The organism is Vibrio coralliirubri, assembly GCF_024347375.1.
GTDB classification, from domain to species: domain Bacteria; phylum Pseudomonadota; class Gammaproteobacteria; order Enterobacterales; family Vibrionaceae; genus Vibrio; species Vibrio coralliirubri.
On record NZ_AP025470.1, the window covers coordinates 965,414 to 988,305 of the forward strand.

Consider the following 22,892-nt stretch of genomic DNA (forward strand, 5'->3'; position numbering starts at 1 on the left):
GCATTTTTGTATCCGGCGATCAAATAGAAACCTGTGAGAGTTTTTGTGGATTATCAAATCATTACCCAATTGAAAGACCTTGAGCGAGTTTGCCAACAAGCACGTGAAGCCGATGTCGTTATGCTTGATACGGAGTTTGTTCGTACAAGAACCTATTACCCTCAATTAGGCTTAATTCAGTTATTTGATGGTGAAACGCTGTCACTGATTGACCCTATTGCTCTTGGTGAAATGACACCATTTGTTGGATTGTTGAAAGACGCCTCTGTTCTGAAAGTGCTGCATGCTTGCGGTGAAGATTTGGAAGTGTTCCAAAACGCATTTGGCTGCACACCAACCCCAATGGTTGATACACAAATCATGGCAGCTTTCTTAGGTCATGGCTTATCAACAGGCTTTGCTGCTCTGGTTTCAGAGTTTGTCGGTGTCGATCTCGATAAGAGTGAATCTCGCACAGACTGGCTAGCGCGTCCGCTTTCTCAAAAGCAATTGGACTACGCAGCAGCAGACGTGCATTACCTAATGCCAATGTACAACAAGCTTCTAGAAAAAGTGATGGAAGCTGGCTGGTGGGAAGCGGCTCAACAAGAGTCTGACTTACAAGTTGCCAAGCGCATCCGTAAAGTAAACCCAGACACTGCCTACCTTGATATTAAAGGGGCGTGGCAGCTTAAACCTAAGCAGCTAGCGATCTTACGACCTCTAGCAACTTGGCGTCTAAAAGAAGCAATCAAGCGCGATTTAGCGCTGAACTTTGTCTTCAAAGAACAAGACCTATGGGCTGTGGCGCGTTTTGCGATGAAAGATCCTAAGCACATGGAGCAAGAAGGTTTCGATTACCGCTCTGTGCGTCGCCATGGTGCGAAGATCAGCTCAATCGTTAAGTTAGCGGAACATACACCAGAAGAAGAGTACCCAGCACCAGTAGAACGTCTAATGGACTTCCCTGGCTACAAGCAACTGTTCAAAGTGTTGAAAGATGAAGTGAAAACAGCATCACAGCACAGCGGTTTGGCTACGGAATTCTTGGCATCTAAGAAGCAACTTAACCAAGTGTTAAGTTGGGTGTGGAAGCACGATCGTAACCCAGAGAAGCTGCCTGATGTTATGCAAGGCTGGCGTTTAGATGTGGTTGGCGAAAAGCTGAGCAAAGCGATCAAATAACCGCTTGCTGCTTTAAAGCCTAACTTAGTTACAGCTATAAACTGCAGATACAAAAAAGAGAGCCTAGGCTCTCTTTTTTATTTAATCAATACAAGCAAGTGTATTACCTGCCTATCTTGTTCAGAAAGATTATCGATCTTCTTCTGGAAGCTTAACATTCAGCTCTAGCACTGAGATGTCGTCATCTTTGTGTTCAAAAGTCAGATCAACCATTGATGGGTCGACCTCAACGTACTTGGCAATACACTTCAAGATGTCTTCTTTCAGTTGCGGCAGATAAGACGGCGCTGGATCGTCATGGCTGCGTCGCTCTGCAACAATGATCTGCAAACGTTCTTTGGCTAGGTTTGCGGTTGTCTTTTTCTGTGGTCTAAAAAACTCTAATAATGACATTGTGCATTAGCCCCCGAACAGTCGTTTGAAGATGCCTTTCTTCTGTTCCGTTAAGAAGCGGAAGTCAACTTGGCTACCCAGTAGTCGCTCTACAGTATCATTGTAAGCCATACCTGCGTCGGTTGCTTCGTCAAAGATAACGGGAACACCCTTGTTCGATGCATTGAGTACTGCTTGGCTTTCTGGAATTACACCCAGTAGAGAGATGTGCAGGATTTCTTCAACGTCTTCCACACTGAGCATCTCACCTTGAGTTACACGTGCCGGATTGTAGCGAGTCAGTAGAAGGTGTGTTTTCACTGGCTCTAAGCCGTCTTCTGAACGACGAGATTTAGAGTCAAGAATACCTAGAATACGGTCAGAATCGCGTACTGAAGAGACTTCTGGGTTCGTGGTTACAATCGCTTCATCAGCGAAGTACAACGCCATCAGAGCGCCTTGTTCGATACCCGCAGGAGAATCACAGATGATGAAATCAAAGCCCATTTCATCCAGTTCATCAAATACACGACGAACACCATCTTTTGTTAGTGCGTCTTTATCACGAGTTTGAGAAGCAGGAAGAATGAACAGGTTCTCTGTTCGCTTGTCTTTGATCATCGCTTGGTTCAGCGTCGCTTCACCATTGATAACGTTAACGAAGTCGTACACAACACGACGCTCACAACCCATGATTAAATCTAGGTTACGCAGACCGATATCAAAGTCGATAACTGCGGTTTTCTTTCCTTTTAAAGCCAGACCCGAGGCAATAGCTGCACTGGAGGTCGTTTTGCCTACCCCGCCTTTACCTGACGTTACAACGATAATGCGTGCCATTCTGTTTTCCTTTTATTTCTCTTATATTGCGAGGACATCAACGTGTAATACATCGTTTGCCATACTGAACATGGTTTTCTTCTGCCAGTACTCGCTTTCAATTTGATCGCTGAGCCAGTAATTTCCAGCAATGGAAACCAGCTCGGCTTGTAAGTCATTACAAATTATTTTTGCTTCAGTTTGACCACTTGCACCCGCAATCGCACGGCCGCGTAAAGTGCCATGAATATGGATACTGCCATCGGCAATCACTTCCGCGCCTGCACTCACATGGCTGAGAATCAATAGATCGCCATCTTTCGCATAAACCTGCTGACCAGAACGAATAGGGGTTCTAATCACCTTGATTGGTGCCATCTTCGCTGGAGCTTGTGATGGCGACTTGCTTGCCGTCATCACTGCAAAACCGGCTTCTTTAGCGAGGTTTTGCATTCGCTTATCAGAACAGCCTGCCACACCAACCGGGATCATGCCCGCTTGAGATATACCATTTTTAAGTTGCACAAAATCGATATCGCCCGCGACTTTACTGATGTTGATAACAACAGGTGCGGCAGCGAAAAACGTAGGTGCTTGGTCTACTTTCTCTTGAAGAAAAGAGACTGCATTTTCGACTTGATCATCGGATAAGTGCAAAACAGATAGCGTAAAGCTGCTACCTTTTAGATCTGGGTTACTAGACATCGAAAAACTACAGGACCTCAATAGCGGATTGGTACAATTTCTTTATCAATAAAATAAAGGGCATTGCCTGAAACTAGGTTTATCATGTTATATTCCCAAACCAAGCACAGCAAGTAATCTTGTTGTCAAATGGACGTTTTGTTCCCAATATTTCCCTAACATAAACTATTGATCTCGCAAGTGAGAGTTTTGTAGTCATAATCAATTAAAAGGTTTGTCATGCTGTGTTCTATATATAAAAGCTCAAAGAAAGAAGGAACATACCTTTATATCCCTAAGAAGGATGATTTTTCACAAGTTCCTGACGCATTGATGCAAATGTTTGGTAAACCTAGTTTTGTAATGGTAATTAAAATGGATGGCCGTAAACTGGCTCAAGTAAACATCGAAAAAGTGAAAGAATCACTGAATACCGATGGTTTCTTTTTGCAGGTTCCACCACCACCAGTTAACGAACTTGAGCTTCATAAAGAGCGTAAAGCCCAACAGAAATCTCAAGACGAAGAGTGATAGCCACCTCAATTCAAGGAGGAGTGATCGTTGAGTAAATTTTCGAAAACCATATTGGCTGTGTCGGCATTACTATTGGGTAATAGCCTGACCATAAGTTCAGTACAAGCTGAAGAACTGAGCTTCGAGCAATATGTAGAAAAACTAAAGCAACAAGGCCGTGAAGAAGGCATCTCTGAAGCGATCATTGATGAAGCCTTTGATGGTGTAACGTTTAAGCCACGTGCGGTGAAAGCCGACAAAAACCAACCTGAGAAAAAACTGACTCTGGATGAATACATTCCACGAGCGGTTCCAGATTGGAAAGTGAAGCAAGCAAGGTCACTTTATAAGGAACACTACACCGCGTTAAAGCGTATTGGTGATGAATATGGTGTTCAACCAAGATTCATTGTCGCGCTATGGGGTGTTGAGAGTAATTTTGGTAAGTTCACGGGCAATTACAGCGTTATCGACGCCCTAACGACCATGGCTTATGAAGGACGCCGAGAAGCTTTCTTCCGCAGCGAAGCGATGGCGGCATTGAAGATTCTTGATCAAGGCCATATTGCTCCAAAAGAGATGAAAGGCTCTTGGGCTGGTGCGATGGGTCAGCCTCAGTTTATGCCGAGCTCATTCTTAGCGTATGCCGCTGATGGCAGTGGCGACGGTAAGAAAGACATTTGGGGCACTGAAGAAGACGTATTTGCTTCAGCGGCCAATTATCTCAGCCAATCAGGATGGGATGACAAATATACTTGGGGTCGTCAGGTTCATGTTCCGTCAACTGTGTCTATTGACTTACAAGGTCGAGACGAAGACAAAGCGAAATACTTAAAAGAGTGGTCTGAACTCGGCATTAAACGCTATGACGATCGCCCACTGCCAACGCTTGATGAAGACATTAAAGCTTGGTTGATAATGCCGGATGACGAAGCGGGTCGTTCGTACCTCATTTACAACAACTACAATGTGTTAATGAAGTGGAACCGTTCTTACTACTTTGCTTTGGCAGTAAGCCATCTAGCTGACAGAATTAAGTTTGATTAATCGACCCATTTGATTAATAGACTGAATTTGGTTAATAGCCTTAGGCCGCTTTGAATAGCATTTGGCCTACCATAGGCAGAACGAACTAAAGGACTCTTCGGAGTCCTTTTTGATTTTATATTTCAGAGATTTAATAAGGTGATCTTGTGCTAACAGATAGAGCTGCACAGATGGTGATATTTCATGCGCTGATCAAGCACGAAGGCTTTACCAGTGCTGCAAAAAGCTTAAATGTTTCGGTGTCTCATATCAGTAAGCAAGTCGCTTTGCTTGAAGACTCGATAGGCATCAAGCTGGTGCAACGAACCACACGAAGCCTCACGCTGACTGAAGCGGGAGACGTGTTCTATCAACATTGTGAGCAGTTGTTTAACACGGTAAAAGCGGCTCAGATGGATATGGACAGCCAGCGCGATGATATCTCTGGAATCTTGCGCGTCGGGTTGTCGCAGTCATTTGGCACACTGCATATCATTCCGGCGATTGATCAACTCAGACAGCTTTATCCTCAGTTGAGAATCGAGGTCCACTTGTTCGACTATAAGGTGGACATGATTGAAGAGCGCTTGGATCTCTGGATCACCAACAATGAAGACTTGCCTGAAGGTTACATTGCGCAGCGTTTAGCCGATAGCCAGTTTGTGGTGGCTGCGTCACCGGATTATCTGATTAAGGCTGGGACGCCACATGTACCTTCCGATTTGATTGACCATAACTGTCTTATTTATCGTAGCCGTGAACGAGATTACACATCGTGGGCGTTTGATAACGGGCAAGAAAACCTCAGCGTCAAAGTCGCGGGCGATTACTCAGTCGATTTGGCTGAGGCAGTACGAGACGCGGCAGTATCAGGGTGGGGCGTTGCTTATTTGGCGACTTACTTAGTGAAAGAAGAGTTTAGAACGGGCAAGTTGATTCAAGTCTTGCCAGAGTGGAGAGCCAGTCAGTTGATGCCATTCTATGCTGTTTACCCAAGCCGAAAGAACATGCCGAAGAAGCTTTCAGCGGTGATTGAGTTCATTAAAGATCATATCGGGTCGCCGACGTATTGGGACAAAAACCTCAAAACGTGCGTTGAACTGCATCGCTAACTGTTTCCTAATCTATAAATATAATTTCCATATGGAAAAAGTACGCTTTTTAATCAAAGTTAATTATTAAAATTCAATAACTTAATTCTACTCATAGTTAAATCGTGATTACCCCAACATCACGTTAACAACCTCAGCTTGCCGCAAACGATTTCCTCTATAGAATGCGTCGCCTTTCCTATCTACAACTTTTAGGTTGACGCACATGGCTTCCCTACTTGGAATTATCACTATTTTAGTTGCCGCTTGGTTACTATCTACGGACAGAAAAAATATTCCACTAAGAACAGTCTCTTTGGCTTTCTTATTACAAATCTCATTCGCGCTATTGGTTCTGTATGTACCAATGGGTAAAGAAGCGTTGAATGCAGCCACGGGTGCGGTATCTAGCTTGATCAACTACGGTCAAGAGGGGATTAACTTCCTATTTGGTGGCCTAACGAATAACGGTTTCGTTTTCGCGATTAATGTTCTGGGCATCATTATCTTTTTCTCTGCGCTTATCTCTGGTTTGTACCACATCGGCTTTATGCCAAAAGTGATCAACCTTATCGGTGGTGCACTGCAGAAGTTCTTGGGCACAGGTCGTGCGGAATCACTGTCTGCGACTGCCAACATCTTTGTCGGCATGATTGAAGCGCCATTGGTGGTTAAACCTTACTTAAAGCACATGACGGATTCACAACTGTTTGCTGTGATGGTGTGTGGTTTAGCTTCTGTCGCTGGTGGTACGCTAGTGGGTTATGCATCGCTTGGCGTTGACCTAAACTTCCTGATCGCTGCGGCATTCATGTCTGCACCAGCCGGTCTATTGATGGCTAAAATCTTAGTACCTGGCAGCCCAGATGACGCTCAAGAAAATATTGAGTCTGATGTAGAAATTCCACGAGCAACAAACGTAGTTGAGGCAATGGCAGATGGGGCTATGTCTGGACTTCGTATTGCCGTTGCGGTGGGTGCAACACTTCTTGCCTTTATCAGTGTGATTGCAATGCTGAATGGCTTGCTAGGTATCGTTGGCGGCTGGTTTGGCGTAAACCTAAGCTTCGAACTTATCCTAGGTTATGTGTTTGCACCCGTTGCATGGCTGATCGGTGTACCGTGGTCTGAGGCTGTGGTTGCGGGCTCATTGATCGGTAACAAGATTGTCGTGAACGAGTTCGTGGCTTTCATCCAACTAATGGATGCTAAAGAGGCGCTAAGTGAGCACTCACAAGCGATCGTGACTTTTGCTCTATGTGGCTTTGCTAACATATCTACCATGGCGATTCTTATCGGTGGTTTGGGCAGCTTAGTTCCAGAGCGTCGCTCTTTCATCTCACAATATGGCTTCAAAGCGATTTGTGCAGGTGTGTTTGCTAACCTAATGAGTGCCGCTATTGCTGGTGTTGTACTTTCCCTATAGCTAACTGATCATGACTTTACTCCCCCTATAGTAAAGTGACTGATTAATCACAATAATATTCGGTTAGCGTGAAAAAGAGAGCCTATAGTGTAAGAACGTAGGCTTTCTTATTTCATTGAATAGTTTGTACCACAGGGTGTGGTGCAAACCTTTTAGGGGCACAAATGGATTTGTCGATTACTTCTTCTTTGGCGTTAATTGGACTCTTGTCTTTAGCTTGTCAGCTACTCGGTTGGCGTTTACGTCTTCCCGCTATTCTTCCTCTCCTTATCGTTGGCCTGTTGTTAGGTCCCGGCCTGAATATCCTAAATCCCGATGCCATTTTCGGTGATGTGCTGTTTCCTATGATTTCATTAGGGGTTGCCATCATCCTGTTTGAAGGGGCATTAACCCTAAATTTCAAAGAAATCAGAGGCCATGGTCGGATGGTGACTCATCTCGTGAGTTTCGGCATGTTGATTACATGGGCGTGTATCGTGGTGGGTGCTTATTACTTTGTGGACTTCAGTTGGCCGTTAGCCGCACTGTTTGGTGCATTAGTTGTGGTAACTGGCCCTACGGTAATCGTGCCCATGCTTCGCAGTATTCAGCCTAAATCTTCGTTAGGCAGTATCTTGCGATGGGAAGGGATAGTGATTGATCCGATTGGCGCTCTGTTTGCGGTTCTCGTTTACGAGTACATTGTTTCTTCTGCCGATCCTACTGGACACGTTCTGTCAGCACTGGGCCTGACGCTAGTAATAGGTTTAGGCTTAGGGATCATCGGTGGCCATTTGATTGCCAAGATGCTGCAAGGGCATTGGGTACCGCACTATTTGCGTAATGTGGCTGTGTTGACGTTAATGCTCGCCGCGTTCTCGTTTTCTAATGATTTGAGTGAAGAATCGGGTTTATTAACCGTGACCATCATGGGGATCTGGCTTGCCAACGTGAAAGGCTTGGATATCGAAGACATCATCGAATTCAAAGAAACCCTAACCGTGTTGCTTATTTCTGCGTTGTTTATTCTGTTAGCGAGCAGGCTCGATTCCGGAACCTTCCTCTCGATAGGTTGGGGTGGGGTTGGTCTGTTAGCGGTAGTGATGCTGGTGGCGCGCCCTTTGAGTGTGTGGATCAGCGGGATCGGCACGGATCTTACCTCTGCGGATAAGTGGTTTTTGAGCTGGATGGCACCGCGCGGGATCGTTGCAGCCGCGGTTTCTTCTCTGTTTGCAATCAAGCTTCAAGAAAAACAATTAATTGAAGGCGCAGACCTTCTGGTGCCAATGGTGTTCTTGGTCATCATCGGTACGGTTGTGATTCAGAGCCTTACCGCGAGTTGGTGGGCGAGAAGGCTAGGTGTGACTCAAGAGAAGGCACAAGGCGTTATCTTCTTTGGTGCGACTCAGTTTTCACGCCAGTTTGCCAAAGTGCTGGCCACACACAACATCAACAGTGTGCTTGCTGATACCAACTGGGAGAGCATTCGTTTAGCGCGCATGGAAAACTTGAATGTTTATTTTGGTAACCCGGCTTCGAGCCACGCTGAAAATAATCTGGAATTGGATGGAATAGGGCGTGCGATGATCGTGTCGCCTTATCGTCAAACCAACCCGTTAGTTAGCATGCACTATCAAGACGAGTTTGGTGAGAATAAGGTGTTTGAGCTTGAGTCCTCAGAGAATAAACATGAAAGGCATCAAGTGAGTCGCGATGGCAATAGAAGCTTGTTTTCGGAAGGGATTACCTATTCCAAGCTTAACTCACTGATGGCTCAGGGTAGCCAAATTAAAAGTACAGGTTTGACAGAGGCATTTGATTTAAACGAGTTTAACGCGCTGTACCCTAAAGCTATCCCTCTTGGGGTGATTAATGGCGGTGATTTCCGTTTAATTACACAAGGATCTGAGTTGGAAAAACTCATATCAACGGAGTGTGAGCTTATTAGTTTATTACCGCCTTCTGAACAGACGGAAAAAGTTGATACTCCAGATAAGTAGCAACGAGCACTTCATCAAAAGCGCGTCGCCTTGTTTCAAAAACGAATAGCTAAGTATCAAAAAAGCCGCAACGTTCATCACGTTGCGGCTTTCTAATTCTATTTATATACGCTGCGGATTACTTCGAGTGAAATTGCTCACAAGCGATCATGGTGTTCTCGATTAGGCTCGCAACCGTCATTGGACCAACACCACCCGGTACAGGTGTGATGAAGCTTGCGCTTTCTTTCGCTACGTCGTATTCAACGTCGCCCACTAGTTTGCCAGACTCTAAGCGGTTGATACCAACATCGACCACAACAGCGCCTTTCTTAATCCAAGCGCCAGGAATGAAGTTAGGTTTACCAACGGCAACTACCACAACGTCTGCTTGACGTACGTGGCCTTCAAGGTCTTTGGTGAAGCGGTGACATGTTGTTGTCGTACAACCTGCTAGAAGAAGCTCTAGCGTCATTGGGCGACCTACGATGTTTGATGCGCCAACCACAACCGCGTGCTTACCACGTAAATCGATGTTGTAACGGTCAAGCAGCGTGATGATGCCTTTTGGCGTGCAAGAGCGAAGCTTAGGCATGCGCTGAGCCAAACGGCCAACATTGTATGGGTGGAAGCCGTCAACGTCTTTTTCTGGCGTGATACGCTCAAGAACGTGAGTGCTATCAATGCCTGCTGGTAGAGGCAGTTGAACAAGAATACCGTCGATCTCTGGATCGTCGTTCAGTTGGTCTACCAGTGTTAACAATTCGTCTTCTGTCGCAGTGGCTGGCAAGTCGTAAGATTTAGATACGAAGCCAACTTCTTCACACGCTTTACGCTTACTTCCAACGTAAACCTGAGAAGCAGGGTCTTCACCCACTAAAACAACCGCTAGGCCCGGAGCGCGCAATCCAGCTTCAGTACGAGCTTTTACACGTGCAGCAACTTCGGAGCGAACCGTTTGAGAAATTAGCTTTCCATCAATATTTTGAGCAGTCATGAATTTCCTTAGTATTGATATTCAAGTTAGTGGCTGATGTTTTTGGCGCATTATTCCAGAAAATCTTTTTGATTACCATCAAGCAAACGTTTGCTTTGGTCTATTTTCCAACACTTATATGTTTGTTGCCCTTTTTTTACCCACTTAGATCAGAATGTTACATAAAGCCGTTGCTTTACTGATTCGAATTCGTATAATTCGTTCCTGTAGCGCGCCCTTAGCTCAGCTGGATAGAGCACCTCCCTTCTAAGGAGGTGGTCGAAGGTTCGAATCCTTCAGGGCGTGCCATTATTTAAAGAAACCCGATAACTCTCCGAGTTGTCGGGTTTTTTGCATTTCAGGGCAATCTAATCTTCTTTGTCTTTGTGGCTTCGCTTGTGTCAATCCCACTTTAAAATGTCCTCATTTGTCCCAAATAGAAATGTCCCCTTGTTAGGTCTTTCGACTGGAAGCTTTGAATGGTTCGGTGAGGACAGGGTTGATGGCTCGAGGCGCTGTTTGAAGGGCTCTTTGTTGTGCACGGCGCTTGGGGGCTTTCTTACTGCGGGTTCGTTGCTGTTGTTGTTCGAATTCTTCTTGTTGTTGCTGAGCAAATTTTAAAACTTGGCCGAGGCGTTTGTTGTCGACGATTTGGGTTTGTTGAACGTGCTCGAGTTTGTCGAAGGTTTTGAATTCGAGTTTTCGATGCCCGTATTGGATGGCGATTTCACCGTTTGGGTAGTCGAGTATCTTGACATGTTCGTGCGCTAGTCGGCTGTTTTCTTCAGTAGGTTCAATGAGATAAATCACTTTATCGTATTGAAATGTCAGCGACTTTGAGAGCTTGCGGGTTTCTTGCCAACTGAAAATATCGTCGAGTTCTTGCTTGGACTCTCGAACCGGGCGATGCATGTCTTTTGGGTATTGAGCGGGCTTAGCAAAGCGATGGTTAAAATCGGCGATGAAGTAGGGAAGCCAGGCGTTGGCTTGTTCGATGGTGTCGATACCTTGTAAGCGCATCTCTTTAACCAGTCGGTCTTGCAGCGTGAGGTTGGCTCGCTCAACGCGGCCTTTGGCTTGGGAGCTGTTGGCACAGATGAGTTCTATGGCCAGTTCTTTCAGCACGCGCCCGTATTGAGTTTGGCCAACTTGTTTGTGTTTCTCCTGATTCACTCGAAAAATTGAGTGCTTGTCACTGTAAAATGCGATGGGTTTACCGTGCTCATTGAGGTATTCACGCGTGGTCAACATGTAGTCAAATGCGGATTCTGTCTCGCTGAATCTTAGGTTCATCAAACGGCCAGTCGCATCATCAATGAACACCAATAGGCAGCATTTGTCGCTGCGGCCTTCAAACCAGTCATGATGGGAGCCGTCAATTTGGATAAGTTCACCCAAGCAATCACGACGGTAACGAGGCTGATAGACTCGAGGTTTGCGTTGTGAATGTGGAAGCCACAGTCCGTCGGCGATCATCCATTGACGGAGTGTTTCTTTAGAGACGGATAGATTGTGTCGTTCAGTCAGTTTTTCCAGAGCGAACGTTGGTGAGAAGTCAGAGTAATGCTCACGGATAAGTTTCAGTATTTCAATTCTGAAATGTTCTGAGTAGCGTCGATTACTTGGGCGTCCACGCGCTGCGTGTGTAAGACTTTGAGCACCAAGAGAGACCAGTTTGTTCACCAAACGTCGGATATGGCGCGCAGACAGATTCAAAATTATAGCGGCGTCAACTTGGCGTAGTCGTTTTTCACGTACGTCAGTAAGCACCTTGAATCGATGAATATCTTTTGCACTCATAGTAATAAGCATCCGGATAACTCCTAAGCAGACCAATATAGGTAAGCTTAGGAGGACATTTTAAAATGGCTCAAACCGGACATTACTAAATTGCTCTAACAGCTTGTCTGCGTATCTGTTGGCTTATGTTAAACAGCCACAACCTCTGGAATGTATCGAAGACCTAACATCGTACACCCATCTTCTAAGTAACTATCCGTCACCACGTCGAAACCGAATTTACCATAGTAGTCTTTAAGGTGTGATTGTGCCGAAATAAAAATTGAGCAGTCAGGATAAATCTTTCGAGTTGCATCAAAACTCACCTGCATGAGTTGGTTACCTATCTGTTTGCCTCGATAGTCCTTCGCGACAATCACTCGTCCGATACAAACATCGTTGGCATCTGAATCGAGCAGGGGAAGAACATCGGTTGGATACCCAAGTTTCTGAGCCATAATTCGACTGTAAGCCACTAAGTGTCCGTTCTCGTAGCCCATGACGTGATAAGTCTCCGGATGGTTATCTTTACCATCCAAATCACTGTAGGGCGTGTTCATATCCACGATAAAAATATCAACTCTTTGCTGCAAGAAATCATAGAGCTCTTGAACAGACAGATCTTCGAACTTTTTAACTCTCCACTCAATCATTATTCTTCTCCTTATTATTGTGGGGTACAACATAGAGAGTATTTAAAGTGACTTCATTAACCTTTGTTAATTGGGCAATGTTACTGGTGAAAATGGCCACTTCAAAGCGACGCTCATTTCTCCTCGTCATTCATTTCATTCGGCTCATGTAATAGAAAGTTAAAATTGTTCGTTTTTTGGGGTTTACATCATTTGGTAATAAAGCCACTATGAATTCACGAAGAATAGACAAGTAAAGCTGTTAGCCAGTTGGTTTAGGAATCAAACCTTCTGCTCAATAGCTGATTTAGAGGAAGTAATGGCAGGAAACAGTATCGGACAACATTTCCGCGTGACCACGTTCGGAGAAAGTCACGGTATCGCACTAGGATGTATCGTAGATGGGTGCCCACCAGGATTAGAAATTACCGAAGCAGACCTTCAAAGAGATTTGGATCGTCGTCGCCCTGGTACTTCTCGTTATACAACGGCTCGCCGTGAAGCGGATGAAGTGAAAATCTTATCAGGTGTATTTGAAGGCCAAACTACGGGCACTTCTATTGGTCTATTGATTGAAAATACAGACCAACGCTCTAAAGACTATTCCGAAATTAAAGACAAGTTCCGCCCTGGACACGCTGACTATACGTACCATCAAAAGTACGGTGTGCGTGATTACCGTGGTGGTGGTCGTTCTTCAGCTCGTGAAACTGCAATGCGTGTAGCGGCAGGTGCAATTGCGAAGAAATACCTAAAACAAGAATTTGGTGTTGAAATCCAAGCTTACCTCTCTCAAATGGGTGATATCTCAATTGAGAAAGTGGATTGGGACGAGATTGAAAACAACGCTTTCTTCTGCCCAGATGCCGACAAAGTACCGGAATTTGACCAACTGATTCGTGACTTGCTAAAAGAAGGCAACTCGATCGGTGCGAAGATTCAAGTGGTTGCGACTAAAGTGCCTGTAGGCCTTGGTGAGCCAATCTTTGATCGTCTCGATGCAGACATCGCGCACGCTCTAATGAGCATTAATGCGGTGAAAGGTGTTGAGATTGGTGATGGTTTTGATGTGGTTAATCAACGCGGTAGTGAACATCGTGACCCATTAACTCCGGAAGGTTTCAGCAGCAACCACGCTGGCGGTATCTTAGGTGGTATTTCTACTGGCCAAGATATTGTGGCAAGCATTGCGCTTAAACCAACATCAAGCATTACCGTTCCTGGTGACACGATCACTAAAGACGGTGAAGCAACGCAGTTAATCACTAAAGGTCGTCATGACCCATGTGTAGGTATCCGTGCTGTGCCGATCGCAGAAGCGATGTTAGCGATTGTATTGCTTGATCACTTGCTACGTCACCGTGGTCAAAACTTTGGTGTGACAACTGAAACGCCAAAAATCTAGTTCTGCTTCGTTTTATTCAGAACAGATTTGAAACTGATTTGATAAAAACAAAAAGGGTTGCTTCGTAATGAAGCAACCCTTTTTATATTGTGCGTAATTGAGAATATATTATACCAATCACAGTAAGTAAGTGATCAAAAATAGCGCAGGGAAAAGGCTTGAGAACAAGGCAGAATTTTTCGATAAGTAGTTATTCTACAATCAAAAATTCTAACGCAGTTATCGAGCGTTTTAGCAAGCTAGGGTGACCAGTTATTTACTACGATTGGTATTACCTAATGTACCGAGCTTTCAGGATCAAGCTGGAACGAAGGTAAACGCCACTTGAATCGCACGGCCGCCATACGCAGCAAGTAACCCACCACAAGCGTAACAATCGTCGCGGTTACGTCGTTGATGCCAAGCTCAAGCAAACCTAGGTATAAACCTGAAGCGACAAGTGCGACAGATGCATACAGCTCTTCATGCAATACCAATGGTGTTTGACGACAGATAAGATCTCGCAGCAAACCACCAAAGACACCGGTGACTAGCGCAGACACCATACAGATCATTGGGTGAAGACCCATGGTCATCGCTACCTTAGTACCAATGATACTGAACACGATAAGCCCGAGTGCATCTAAACGAATGAATAGCCCTTTGAGCTTGATTACCCATTTAGCCAGTCCGGTTGTAATAACACCTGCGATACAGGTGATCGCTAGATACTGAGGGTTTTCCACCCAACCTAAAGGGTAATGGCCAAGTAAGATATCTCGTACTGTGCCGCCGCCAATTGCCGTTGCACTCGCAACCAACATTACACCAAACCAATCCATTTTTTGTTTGCCAGCACTGAGAGCGCCGGTCATGGCTTCTGCCGTGATGCCAATGATATACAAAACACTTAGTAGCATTGCTGTAGCTCTATAATATAGGTCTATAAATTGGAGTCTTATAGGCCATAGGGATATAAAAATGAAGCGCGAGTGTAGTAGTAAAAACGCTGATTGACGAATGAATATTTGTACCGTGAATGGCCTTTTCAGATTAGCTAAACTAATCATTCACCTCAAAGTAGTGTAATCTGGGATCAGCAATCGATTGTCACGGTAAAGTATTGGGGTCAACCCAATGCCATTGCTCGTGATAGGGCTTTACCGATCGCTGAAAAAAACGCAAAATGCCCCAGTTCTTTTTACTTAAATTTGATTTTATGACGCACCAATACCCAGACATCATCGATATTTTCAATCATACCTTTTTCGAGAGTTACAATACCAAGCTCGAACTGGGTGCAGACGAGCCTATTTACCTGCCAGCCGACGAACAGATTTCTCATCACCGTATCGTATTTGCTCGCGGATTTTATGCGTCTGCCCTTCACGAAATAGCACACTGGTGTGTCGCTGGGCCTGAACGTCGTTTGTTGGAAGATTTTGGCTATTGGTATGAGCCTGATGGTCGAACTGAGGCGGTTCAAGCTGAGTTTGAAAAAGTAGAAATTCGCCCACAAGCGTATGAATGGATCATTGCGATGAGTGCGGGCTTTCCTTTTAATGTCAGCTGTGACAATCTACACGGCGATTTTGAGCCAGATCGTTTGGCCTTTATGAATAAAGTACACAGTGAAGTCATGGGTATCTTTGAAGCTGGTCTTCCGCCTCGCGTGAAAATGCTCTCTGAAGCATTACGCAGCTTCTACGATGTAGAACCTTTATGTACTAGCCAATTTATTGTGAAATAAGAGAATATTATGATTATCGAATTTGAAGAAAAACTACTTGAAGTAATTGATGCTCGCATTGAAAACGCATCAGACGATGAACTGTTTGCTGGTGGTTACTTACGTGGTCATATTTCTCTTTCTGTGGCTTCATGTGAAGAAGAAGGCATTGAAGATGTGGCTGAAGTAAAAGCGCGTATTGAACAGAGCCTAGACGACGCTCGCTCTGAACTAACGCCAGCAGACCGCACCATCGTTAATGACCTTTGGGTTGAGCTACAAAACCAAGCTTAATCTCGATGCATTGATACTATCCGCTCAGTCCTTTCCTTTCAATTTTGCTGAGCGAACTGGTTTATTTGAGACTCGTTCGAAATTTTTGAATGAGTCCGTTCATTTCTTGTGATGGTTCCATTTTCTTACTACGTTATTCTAATCCCACTTAACGGAATTACAGAAAAGGTCACATCATGAAAGTTATCGCATTTGGCGCAAGCACAAGTTCTACCTCAATCAACAAAACACTAGCAACTTACGCAGCAAACTTGATTGAAGGTGCTGAAGTTAAAGTCCTAGACATCAACGATTACAATGTTCCTATGTTCAGTGAAGACACTGAAAAAGAAATCGGCCAAGCTGAAGGCGCTCAAGCATTCTTGCGCGACCTAGCTGAAGCTGATGCATTTGTTATCTCGTTCGCAGAACACAATGGTCACTACCCAGCAGCATATAAAAACCTATTTGATTGGGCGACACGTATTGAGCGTTCAGTATTTGGCGAGAAGCCTGCGGTTTACCTAGCGACTTCACCGGGTCCTGGTGGCGCACAAACGGTACTTGGCGCAGCGACAGGTTCTGCACCTTACTTCGGTGGCAACGTGCAAGCGTCAGTTTCAGTACCAAGCTTCTACGATAACTTTGATTTTGAATCTGGTTCTATCAGCAACGAAGAGATCGCTCTACAGATTAAAGACGCGGTTGCTAAGCTGTAAATACTGCTTCGTTTAGAGCAACACTAATAACAAAAAGCCCGAGCGACACAATGTCGCTCGGGCTTTTTAGCTTTTAACTTATTAGTTTCAGATATTTCAGATGTTCAGAATAGCTGAACTAGAAACTACGGATTTGATTTAGAATGCTTGTCAGCAACCCATCCAGCCGTTAATGCCTTACCTTTACGCAGTCTGCGTACCCACATTCGACTTGGGTGAATCGCCTCAAGCACATCAACAGGCAAGGGCAGCGGATCGCCACAGATCTGTGATGCTAATACTTCAGCTAATAATGGTGCAGAGCTTAAACCACGCGAACCCAGTCCGATAAAGCAGTATAGGTTAGGGAAGCTTGTTACCGTTTCAACATCTTCAACCGAGTCACGCTGCGGGTTGAAGTTGTGCAGATCTTGATACTGTTCCTTAATGGCTACAAAGTCACCAACGTTTCCGACAAACGGAAGGTGGTCACGGCTTACGCTTCGGATACCTTGGCGCGCTAAGTTATCACTGGTATCGACATCTTTTGTCCAAGCTTGGTCTGGTAGTGACCCATGTAGGCGCTCGCCATTGTGCTGCTGAACCTCAATATCAAATTCTTGATCGATATTGGTTTTGTCGTAGTTAGCACCAATACAGTGATGACCATTGTTTGGATTCTGTGGCGTCAGGTAGCCATCAAAGCACAACACGGTTTTTAGCTGGCTGAGATTTTCCGTGGTCGGAATATGGCTCACTTGGCCTTTAACCGGAGTCAGTGGTACCGGCTGAGTTTGTTCAAACTGAGTGAACTTGTGTCCATTCGCGACAACCACTTGGTCGTGCTTGGTTTGAACCTCACCTTGAGGTGTCTCAATCGTCAGTAACCATTGCTGCTCTGCTTCTAACCATTCAAGTTGCGTTACTTGATGTTGATAGTGTGCGCTCACTTGGTTGCTCTCTTCTAACTTGCCAATCAAGCCTTGAGTAAGCTGAAGAGGGCTTAGCCAGCCGCCCAACGGAAAGTAAACACTCTCTTTATCGACCGGTAAGCCAATTTTTTCGTTGGCTTGCTCTGGTGATAAACGTTGAATTAGGTCGGTGTGGAAGTTGCCTTCCAACATGCGGTTGAGCTTTTTAGTGGAGCCTTGATCCCACATCAAGATGTTCACGCCACACCAGCTGTGATCAAATTGGATAGACTGAGCCGCTTGATTAATAAATTGACGAGCAAACAGTAATCCTGGGCCAAACACGCGAGACACGTTCGAGGTCGCTTCACTCAATAACGGGTAAATCGCTCCTTGGTTGTTACCTGAGGCATTGCCCGCAGCTTGTGGGTGTTCACAATAAAGGGTGATGTTTTTACCACGACGGCTTAGCGTTTTGGCTAATGCAGCACTGGCGACACCACCACCAATGATCGCAATGTCTTGTGATTCACTGTGTTGAGCGAGGCCATACCAAGGTTTGATGTTGGTATGAGCGTGCTTTTCGCCAAGTCGGCCGGCGATCATTTCTCGCTTAGTACCAAAGCCTTTGACCTTTTTCATTTCAAAGCCAGCTTCAATTAAGCCACGGCGAACAAAGCCGGCAGCGGTGAAGGTGGCGCAGCTACAATCTTGCTTAGCGAGCTTGGCCATGCCGTTGAACAGGTTTTGATTCCACATCTCTGGGTTCTTGCTCGGAGCAAAACCGTCTAAGAACCAAGCATCAACCAAACCTTCACGTGGGGTTGGTACGTTAGGCATGCAATCTTTAATATCGCCAAACCACAAATCAAGCGTGATTGCACCGTCGCCCAGCACAATGCGGTGACACTCAGGTAGAGCGATAGGGTAGTGTTCTTGGAGTTGCGTCGCATACTCGGCTAATTCTGGCCACGATTGGTGTGCTTTGATGAGATCCTCTTTATTTAAAGGATATTTTTCAAAACTGATGAAATGTAACTCTTTGGTCATCGCTTGTGGGTTATCTTTAAGAAAAGCATCGAACCATTGCCAAACGGCAAGAAAGTTCAAACCTGTGCCAAAGCCGGTTTCAGCAATCACAAAGCGGCGTTGTTCATGTTCAAGCCAACGCTCTGGAAGGTGGTTTTGCTTTAAAAAGACGTAGCGAGTTTCTTCTAAACCGTTAACATTGGAGAAGTAAACGTCGTCAAATTGGTCTGAAACTGGCGTGCCAGACTCATTCCATTCCAGTTCTGCATTAGTAATTGAAGTCATAAAATCTATCATTTTGTGATTTGAAGCGATATGTTGGTAGGGATTGTACGAATTTCTAGGAAAGCTGACCACTTTTGTTAGGCTTCTTAGTTATCATCTAGCTGAATTTAGAATTATAGGAATGTCACATGAAACGAGTCGTAATCACCGGTATGGGTATTGTTTCAAGTATCGGTAACAACGTCGAAGAAGTTTTAGCATCACTGAAAGAGGGTAAATCTGGTATTACCGCTTCAGAGCAGTTCAAGGAAAATGGCTTGCGCTCTCAAGTATGGGGTAACCTAAAAATGAACCCTGCTGACCATATCGATCGCAAAAAAATGCGCTTTATGGGTGATGCAGCGGCATTCGCTTATCTTTCAATGGAGCAAGCAATTGCTGATTCTGGTTTAACTGAAGATCAAGTATCTAATGACCGCACGGGTATCGTTGCGGGTTCAGGTGGTGCTTCATCTCTAAACCAAGTAAACGCGGTAGACATCATCCGTGAGAAAGGCGTGAAGCGCGTTGGTCCATACATGGTTCCACGTACAATGGCTTCTACGGTTTCTGCTTGTCTAGCAACTCCTTTCAAAATCCGTGGTGTGAACTACTCTATGAGCTCTGCATGTGCGACATCTGCACACTGTATTGGTCACGCAATGGAGCTTATCCAACTTGGTAAGCAAGACGTTGTATTCGCTGGTGGTGGTGAAGAACTGGATTGGTCTCTGACTATGATGTTCGACGCAATGGGCGCACTTTCTACTAAGTACAACGACACGCCAGAACTGGCTTCTCGTACCTACGATGCAGACCGTGATGGTTTCGTTATCTCTGGTGGCGGCGGCATGCTAGTTATCGAAGAGCTTGAGCACGCTGTTGCTCGTGGCGCGAAAATTTACGGCGAGATCGTAGGTTACGGCGCAACTTCAGATGGCTACGACATGGTTGCTCCTTCTGGTGAAGGCGCGGTTCGTTGTATGAAGATGGCAATGCAAAACGTTGATGGTGTTGACTACGTGAACACTCACGGTACTTCAACTCCAGTTGGCGACGTGAAAGAGCTAGGCGCTATCCAAGAAGTATTTGGTGGCAACAGCCCAGCAATTTCTGCAACTAAAGCGATGACAGGTCACGCTCTAGGTGCTGCTGGCGTACACGAAGCTATTTACTCAACGCTAATGCTAGATAACGGCTTTATCGCTCCAAGCATTAACGTTTCTAACCTAGACGAAGCTGCTGCTGGCCTAGACATCGTAACTGAAGCTCGTGATCAAGAGCTAACAACGGTTATGTCTAACAGCTTTGGTTTCGGCGGTACGAACGCAACGCTAGTAATCAAAAAGTACCAAGCTTAACTTAGGCTTGAGTTACAGAGACAAGGTTAATCGTTAAAGGGTTGCGCTAGTGCAGATTCAACACGCACAGGTCACCCAGTAATAATGACCATCAGAACAAAGTTTTTAGACGTAGGTTGGTAAACGTGTTTTTTAAACATAGTTTTTAAATCTGGGTTTAGAAATTGAAAGGTTTCCAGAGCTTGACCAGTACTGACCTTGGTTAGTACTGGTTGAACAGACGCAAGACTCTGTCTCCTGGAGAGCGAGATAGGATCCTTTTGTTCTGGATGTTTGCCCGATTGTTTATTCAATCGGGCATTTTTCGTTTTAGCCGTTTAATATTTGGGTATGGAATCTTATGCCTGTTGTTTGTGCAGACTCAGTGATTCAGCCCTTTATTTATAATGTATTCCAATTGCTACTCGACACCGTGTGTGGAATTTTGCACAATCATTTCAATTCACATTTAGGTCGATAGACCCCAACAAAAGTACTCGCCAAATGAAAATCTTAATCGACGAAAATATGCCTTACGCTGAAGCGCTTTTTAGCCAGCTAGGGGAAGTGACAATGAAGTCTGGTCGCACACTTACTGCTGACGACCTAGTTGACGTAGACGCATTGATGATTCGCTCTGTTACCAAAGTAAACGAGTCATTGATCAGCAAAGCCAATAAGCTGAAGTTTGTCGGTACTGCGACGGCTGGTATGGACCATGTTGACCAAGAATTGATGAAAGAGCGTGGCATTTTCTTTACTGCGGCGCCTGGCTGTAACAAGGTGGGTGTTGCTGAGTACGCGTTCAGTGCGATGATGGTGCTTGCGCAGCAACAAGGCTTCTCTGTTTTTGATAAAACGGTTGGTATTATCGGCTGTGGTCAAGTGGGCAGTTACTTAGCGAAGTGCCTAGAAGGCATTGGTATTAAAGTTCTGCTGAACGACCCTCTAAAACAGCAAGAGGGTGATACTCGCGAATTTACTGAGCTAGAAACTCTGCTTGAGCAATCAGACGTTATTACATTGCATACACCGATCACTAAGACGGGTGAGTTTCCAACGCATCACTTGATCAATGAGCAAGTGCTGAACAACTTACGTGCTGATCAAATTCTGATTAATGCAGCTCGCGGTCCTGTGGTTGATAACCAAGCGCTAAAAGCTCGCCTGCAAAAAGCCGATGGTTTCACCGCAGTGCTTGATGTGTTTGAGTTTGAACCTGAAGTCGACTTTGAGCTTCTTCCACTTCTTGCTTTTGCAACTCCTCACGTAGCGGGCTACGGTTTAGAGGGTAAAGCGCGTGGTACCACAATGATCTTCAACAGCTATTGTGAGTTTTTAGGTACTGAACAGCGTGCTTATGCGAGCGACTTATTGCCGACAGCGCCTGTACCTCAAATGAAATTAGATAGAGCTTGGGATGAAGCAACACTGCACAATTTGACTCAGTTGATCTATGATGTGCGCAAAGACGACGCCTTATTCCGTCGCAATATCGCTACGCCGGGTTCTTTTGACAAGATGCGTAAAGAATATTGGGACCGCAGAGAGTACAGTGCAGTCGAGTTAACGGGCGACGAATCTTGTAATTTAACGCCGTTATCTAAACTCGGTTTTATGGTAAAGCCAACTTTATAAAAGAGAGAAACAATGAGCCAAGAATTTAATATTGCTATTTTAGGTGCGACTGGTGCGGTTGGTGAAACCATTCTTGAAGTACTTAAAGAGCGTAAATTCCCTGTCGGTGAAATGCACTTACTAGCAAGTGAACGTAGTGAAGGCAAAACTTCCCGTTTTAACGGCAAAACAATACAAGTACAAAACGTAGAAGACTTCGATTGGTCTCAAGTACATATTGCGTTTTTCTCTGCAGGTAGCGAGCTTTCAGAGCGTTGGGCTCCAATTGCGGCTGATGAAGGTGTTGTTGTTATCGATAACACATCACGTTTCCGTTACGAATACGATGTTCCTCTGGTTGTGCCTGAAGTGAACCCTGAAGCAATTGCTGAGTTCCGTAACCGTAACATCATCGCGAACCCTAACTGTTCTACTATCCAAATGGTAGTAGCTCTGAAACCAATTCACGATGAAGTGGGCCTTGAGCGTATTAACGTTTCAACTTACCAATCTGTGTCTGGTGCAGGTAAGCCAGGTATCGATGAGCTAGCGGGTCAAACGGCTAAGCTTCTTAACGGTATGCCAGCTGAAAATTCAGCGTTCTCACAACAGATCGCCTTCAACTGTATTCCTCAAATCGATGAATTTACAGAGAACGGCTACACGCGTGAAGAGATGAAGATGGTTTGGGAAACTCAAAAAATCTTTGCTGACTCTTCAATCACAGTGAACCCGACTTGTGTTCGTGTACCAGTATTCTACGGTCACGCAGAATCTCTACACATTGAAACTCGCGCACCAATCGGTGCAGAGCAAGTGGTTCAGCTTCTAGAGAACACAGAAGGTGTTGAAGTATTCCAAGCGCTAGACTTCCCAACTCAAGTTCGTGATGCAGGTGGTAAAGACCACGTAATGGTTGGTCGTATTCGTAACGACATCAGCCATCACAGCGGCGTGAACATGTGGGTTGTCGCTGATAACGTTCGTAAAGGCGCAGCAACAAACGCAGTTCAAATCGCTGAAGTTCTGATTCGCGATTACTTCTAAGCTTTATTGCTTTGATAAACAAGCCTCACTCTTTAGTGGGGCTTTTTTAATCGATTAAAAATATTGTTAGTCAAATTGTGTGAAATTGCTGCGAATATTGTTGCTGCAACACATTTTTTGTTTTCATCTCTATAGTTTTACGTCATTTATCCGATATATT

The 22,892-nt window shown here is 45.0% G+C and carries 21 protein-coding genes and 1 tRNA gene; 14 read left to right on the forward strand and 8 right to left on the reverse strand.

Annotated elements, in window-relative coordinates; genetic code table 11:
• The first annotated feature begins 45 nt into the window (after window positions 1-45).
• A complete protein-coding gene (rnd, locus tag OCV20_RS04655; RefSeq protein WP_050620928.1) occupies window positions 46-1,164 on the forward strand; it encodes a ribonuclease D in 1,119 nt (372 codons plus the stop codon).
• Between the two features lie 129 nt (window positions 1,165-1,293).
• On the opposite strand, the gene minE is transcribed toward rnd, so the two are convergent.
• Genes minE through minC form a run of 3 tightly spaced genes read right to left on the reverse strand, consistent with a single transcriptional unit; the run spans window position 1,294 to window position 3,060 of the window.
• Entirely contained in the window at window positions 1,294-1,557 is a 264-nt protein-coding gene (gene minE, locus OCV20_RS04660) for a cell division topological specificity factor MinE (protein ID WP_010436847.1), read from the reverse strand.
• Between the two features lie 6 nt (window positions 1,558-1,563).
• Window positions 1,564-2,376 carry a septum site-determining protein MinD gene (gene minD / locus OCV20_RS04665; protein WP_009848498.1) on the reverse strand — a complete coding sequence of 271 codons (813 nt, stop codon included), beginning with the start codon at window positions 2,374-2,376 and terminating at the stop codon, window positions 1,564-1,566.
• A 21-nt stretch (window positions 2,377-2,397) separates the two neighbouring features.
• Window positions 2,398-3,060, reverse strand: coding sequence for a septum site-determining protein MinC (minC, locus tag OCV20_RS04670; protein ID WP_017063419.1), 663 nt, complete (start codon window positions 3,058-3,060; stop codon window positions 2,398-2,400).
• Window positions 3,061-3,279: 219 nt separating this feature from the next.
• Here minC and OCV20_RS04675 point away from each other — a divergent pair, with 219 nt between their 5' ends.
• The 5 genes from OCV20_RS04675 to OCV20_RS04695 all read left to right on the forward strand — a co-directional run bounded on the left by OCV20_RS04675 (window position 3,280) and on the right by OCV20_RS04695 (window position 9,074).
• Window positions 3,280-3,570 (forward strand): YcgL domain-containing protein, encoded by a 291-nt coding sequence (locus OCV20_RS04675; protein ID WP_017062372.1) that lies wholly within the window; start codon window positions 3,280-3,282, stop codon window positions 3,568-3,570.
• 30 nt (window positions 3,571-3,600) lie between these two features.
• On the forward strand, window positions 3,601-4,599 hold the full coding sequence (locus OCV20_RS04680) for a lytic murein transglycosylase (protein ID WP_048615080.1): 999 nt from the start codon (window positions 3,601-3,603) through the stop codon (window positions 4,597-4,599).
• Window positions 4,600-4,769: 170 nt separating this feature from the next.
• On the forward strand, window positions 4,770-5,690 hold the full coding sequence (locus OCV20_RS04685) for a LysR family transcriptional regulator (RefSeq protein WP_017063421.1): 921 nt from the start codon (window positions 4,770-4,772) through the stop codon (window positions 5,688-5,690).
• Window positions 5,691-5,895: 205 nt separating this feature from the next.
• Window positions 5,896-7,095: a NupC/NupG family nucleoside CNT transporter gene (locus tag OCV20_RS04690; RefSeq protein WP_019826134.1), complete on the forward strand. Its 1,200-nt coding sequence runs from the start codon at window positions 5,896-5,898 to the stop codon at window positions 7,093-7,095.
• 164 nt (window positions 7,096-7,259) lie between these two features.
• On the forward strand, window positions 7,260-9,074 hold the full coding sequence (locus OCV20_RS04695; RefSeq protein WP_086775835.1) for a cation:proton antiporter: 1,815 nt from the start codon (window positions 7,260-7,262) through the stop codon (window positions 9,072-9,074).
• A 118-nt stretch (window positions 9,075-9,192) separates the two neighbouring features.
• Here OCV20_RS04695 and folD read toward each other — a convergent pair whose 3' ends face one another.
• On the reverse strand, window positions 9,193-10,050 hold the full coding sequence (gene folD, locus OCV20_RS04700) for a bifunctional methylenetetrahydrofolate dehydrogenase/methenyltetrahydrofolate cyclohydrolase FolD (RefSeq protein WP_017062367.1): 858 nt from the start codon (window positions 10,048-10,050) through the stop codon (window positions 9,193-9,195).
• 211 nt (window positions 10,051-10,261) lie between these two features.
• Here folD and OCV20_RS04705 point away from each other — a divergent pair.
• Window positions 10,262-10,338: transfer RNA gene (locus tag OCV20_RS04705), tRNA-Arg, on the forward strand.
• 144 nt (window positions 10,339-10,482) lie between these two features.
• On the opposite strand, the gene OCV20_RS04710 is transcribed toward OCV20_RS04705, so the two are convergent.
• Both OCV20_RS04710 and OCV20_RS04715 read right to left on the reverse strand, forming a co-directional pair.
• Window positions 10,483-11,829, reverse strand: a complete 1,347-nt coding sequence (locus OCV20_RS04710) for an ISNCY family transposase (RefSeq protein ID WP_261881439.1) — start codon at window positions 11,827-11,829, stop codon at window positions 10,483-10,485.
• Window positions 11,830-11,957: 128 nt separating this feature from the next.
• Complete coding sequence (locus OCV20_RS04715) at window positions 11,958-12,461, reverse strand: GNAT family N-acetyltransferase (protein ID WP_086775639.1); 504 nt, start codon at window positions 12,459-12,461, stop codon at window positions 11,958-11,960.
• A 298-nt stretch (window positions 12,462-12,759) separates the two neighbouring features.
• On the opposite strand from OCV20_RS04715, the gene aroC reads away from it, so the two are divergent.
• Window positions 12,760-13,845 (forward strand): chorismate synthase, encoded by a 1,086-nt coding sequence (aroC, locus tag OCV20_RS04720; protein ID WP_086775638.1) that lies wholly within the window; start codon window positions 12,760-12,762, stop codon window positions 13,843-13,845.
• Window positions 13,846-14,120: 275 nt separating this feature from the next.
• Here aroC and OCV20_RS04725 read toward each other — a convergent pair whose 3' ends face one another.
• Window positions 14,121-14,744, reverse strand: a complete 624-nt coding sequence (locus OCV20_RS04725) for a trimeric intracellular cation channel family protein (RefSeq protein WP_004734183.1) — start codon at window positions 14,742-14,744, stop codon at window positions 14,121-14,123.
• A 299-nt stretch (window positions 14,745-15,043) separates the two neighbouring features.
• Between OCV20_RS04725 and OCV20_RS04730 the strand changes: the two genes are divergently transcribed.
• The 3 genes from OCV20_RS04730 (at window position 15,044) to OCV20_RS04740 (ending at window position 16,545) form a co-directional block, all read left to right on the forward strand.
• Window positions 15,044-15,574: an elongation factor P hydroxylase gene (locus tag OCV20_RS04730; protein WP_086775637.1), complete on the forward strand. Its 531-nt coding sequence runs from the start codon at window positions 15,044-15,046 to the stop codon at window positions 15,572-15,574.
• 9 nt (window positions 15,575-15,583) lie between these two features.
• Window positions 15,584-15,847 (forward strand): YfcL family protein, encoded by a 264-nt coding sequence (locus OCV20_RS04735; protein ID WP_017063425.1) that lies wholly within the window; start codon window positions 15,584-15,586, stop codon window positions 15,845-15,847.
• Between the two features lie 176 nt (window positions 15,848-16,023).
• A complete protein-coding gene (locus tag OCV20_RS04740) occupies window positions 16,024-16,545 on the forward strand; it encodes an NADPH-dependent FMN reductase (protein ID WP_017070306.1) in 522 nt (173 codons plus the stop codon).
• A gap of 125 nt (window positions 16,546-16,670) precedes the next feature.
• On the opposite strand, the gene mnmC is transcribed toward OCV20_RS04740, so the two are convergent.
• Window positions 16,671-18,749: a bifunctional tRNA (5-methylaminomethyl-2-thiouridine)(34)-methyltransferase MnmC2/FAD-dependent 5-carboxymethylaminomethyl-2-thiouridine(34) oxidoreductase MnmC1 gene (gene mnmC, locus OCV20_RS04745; protein ID WP_202910152.1), complete on the reverse strand. Its 2,079-nt coding sequence runs from the start codon at window positions 18,747-18,749 to the stop codon at window positions 16,671-16,673.
• A gap of 128 nt (window positions 18,750-18,877) precedes the next feature.
• On the opposite strand from mnmC, the gene fabB reads away from it, so the two are divergent.
• The 3 genes from fabB (at window position 18,878) to OCV20_RS04760 (ending at window position 22,732) form a co-directional block, all read left to right on the forward strand.
• Entirely contained in the window at window positions 18,878-20,089 is a 1,212-nt protein-coding gene (gene fabB, locus OCV20_RS04750; protein ID WP_017062353.1) for a beta-ketoacyl-ACP synthase I, read from the forward strand.
• 483 nt (window positions 20,090-20,572) lie between these two features.
• Window positions 20,573-21,706, forward strand: coding sequence for a 4-phosphoerythronate dehydrogenase (locus OCV20_RS04755; RefSeq protein WP_048611503.1), 1,134 nt, complete (start codon window positions 20,573-20,575; stop codon window positions 21,704-21,706).
• A 12-nt stretch (window positions 21,707-21,718) separates the two neighbouring features.
• The gene (locus OCV20_RS04760; protein WP_017062350.1) at window positions 21,719-22,732 is read left to right on the forward strand and encodes an aspartate-semialdehyde dehydrogenase; all 1,014 of its coding nucleotides are present in this window, start codon (window positions 21,719-21,721) and stop codon (window positions 22,730-22,732) included.
• Window positions 22,733-22,892 lie beyond the last annotated feature (160 nt).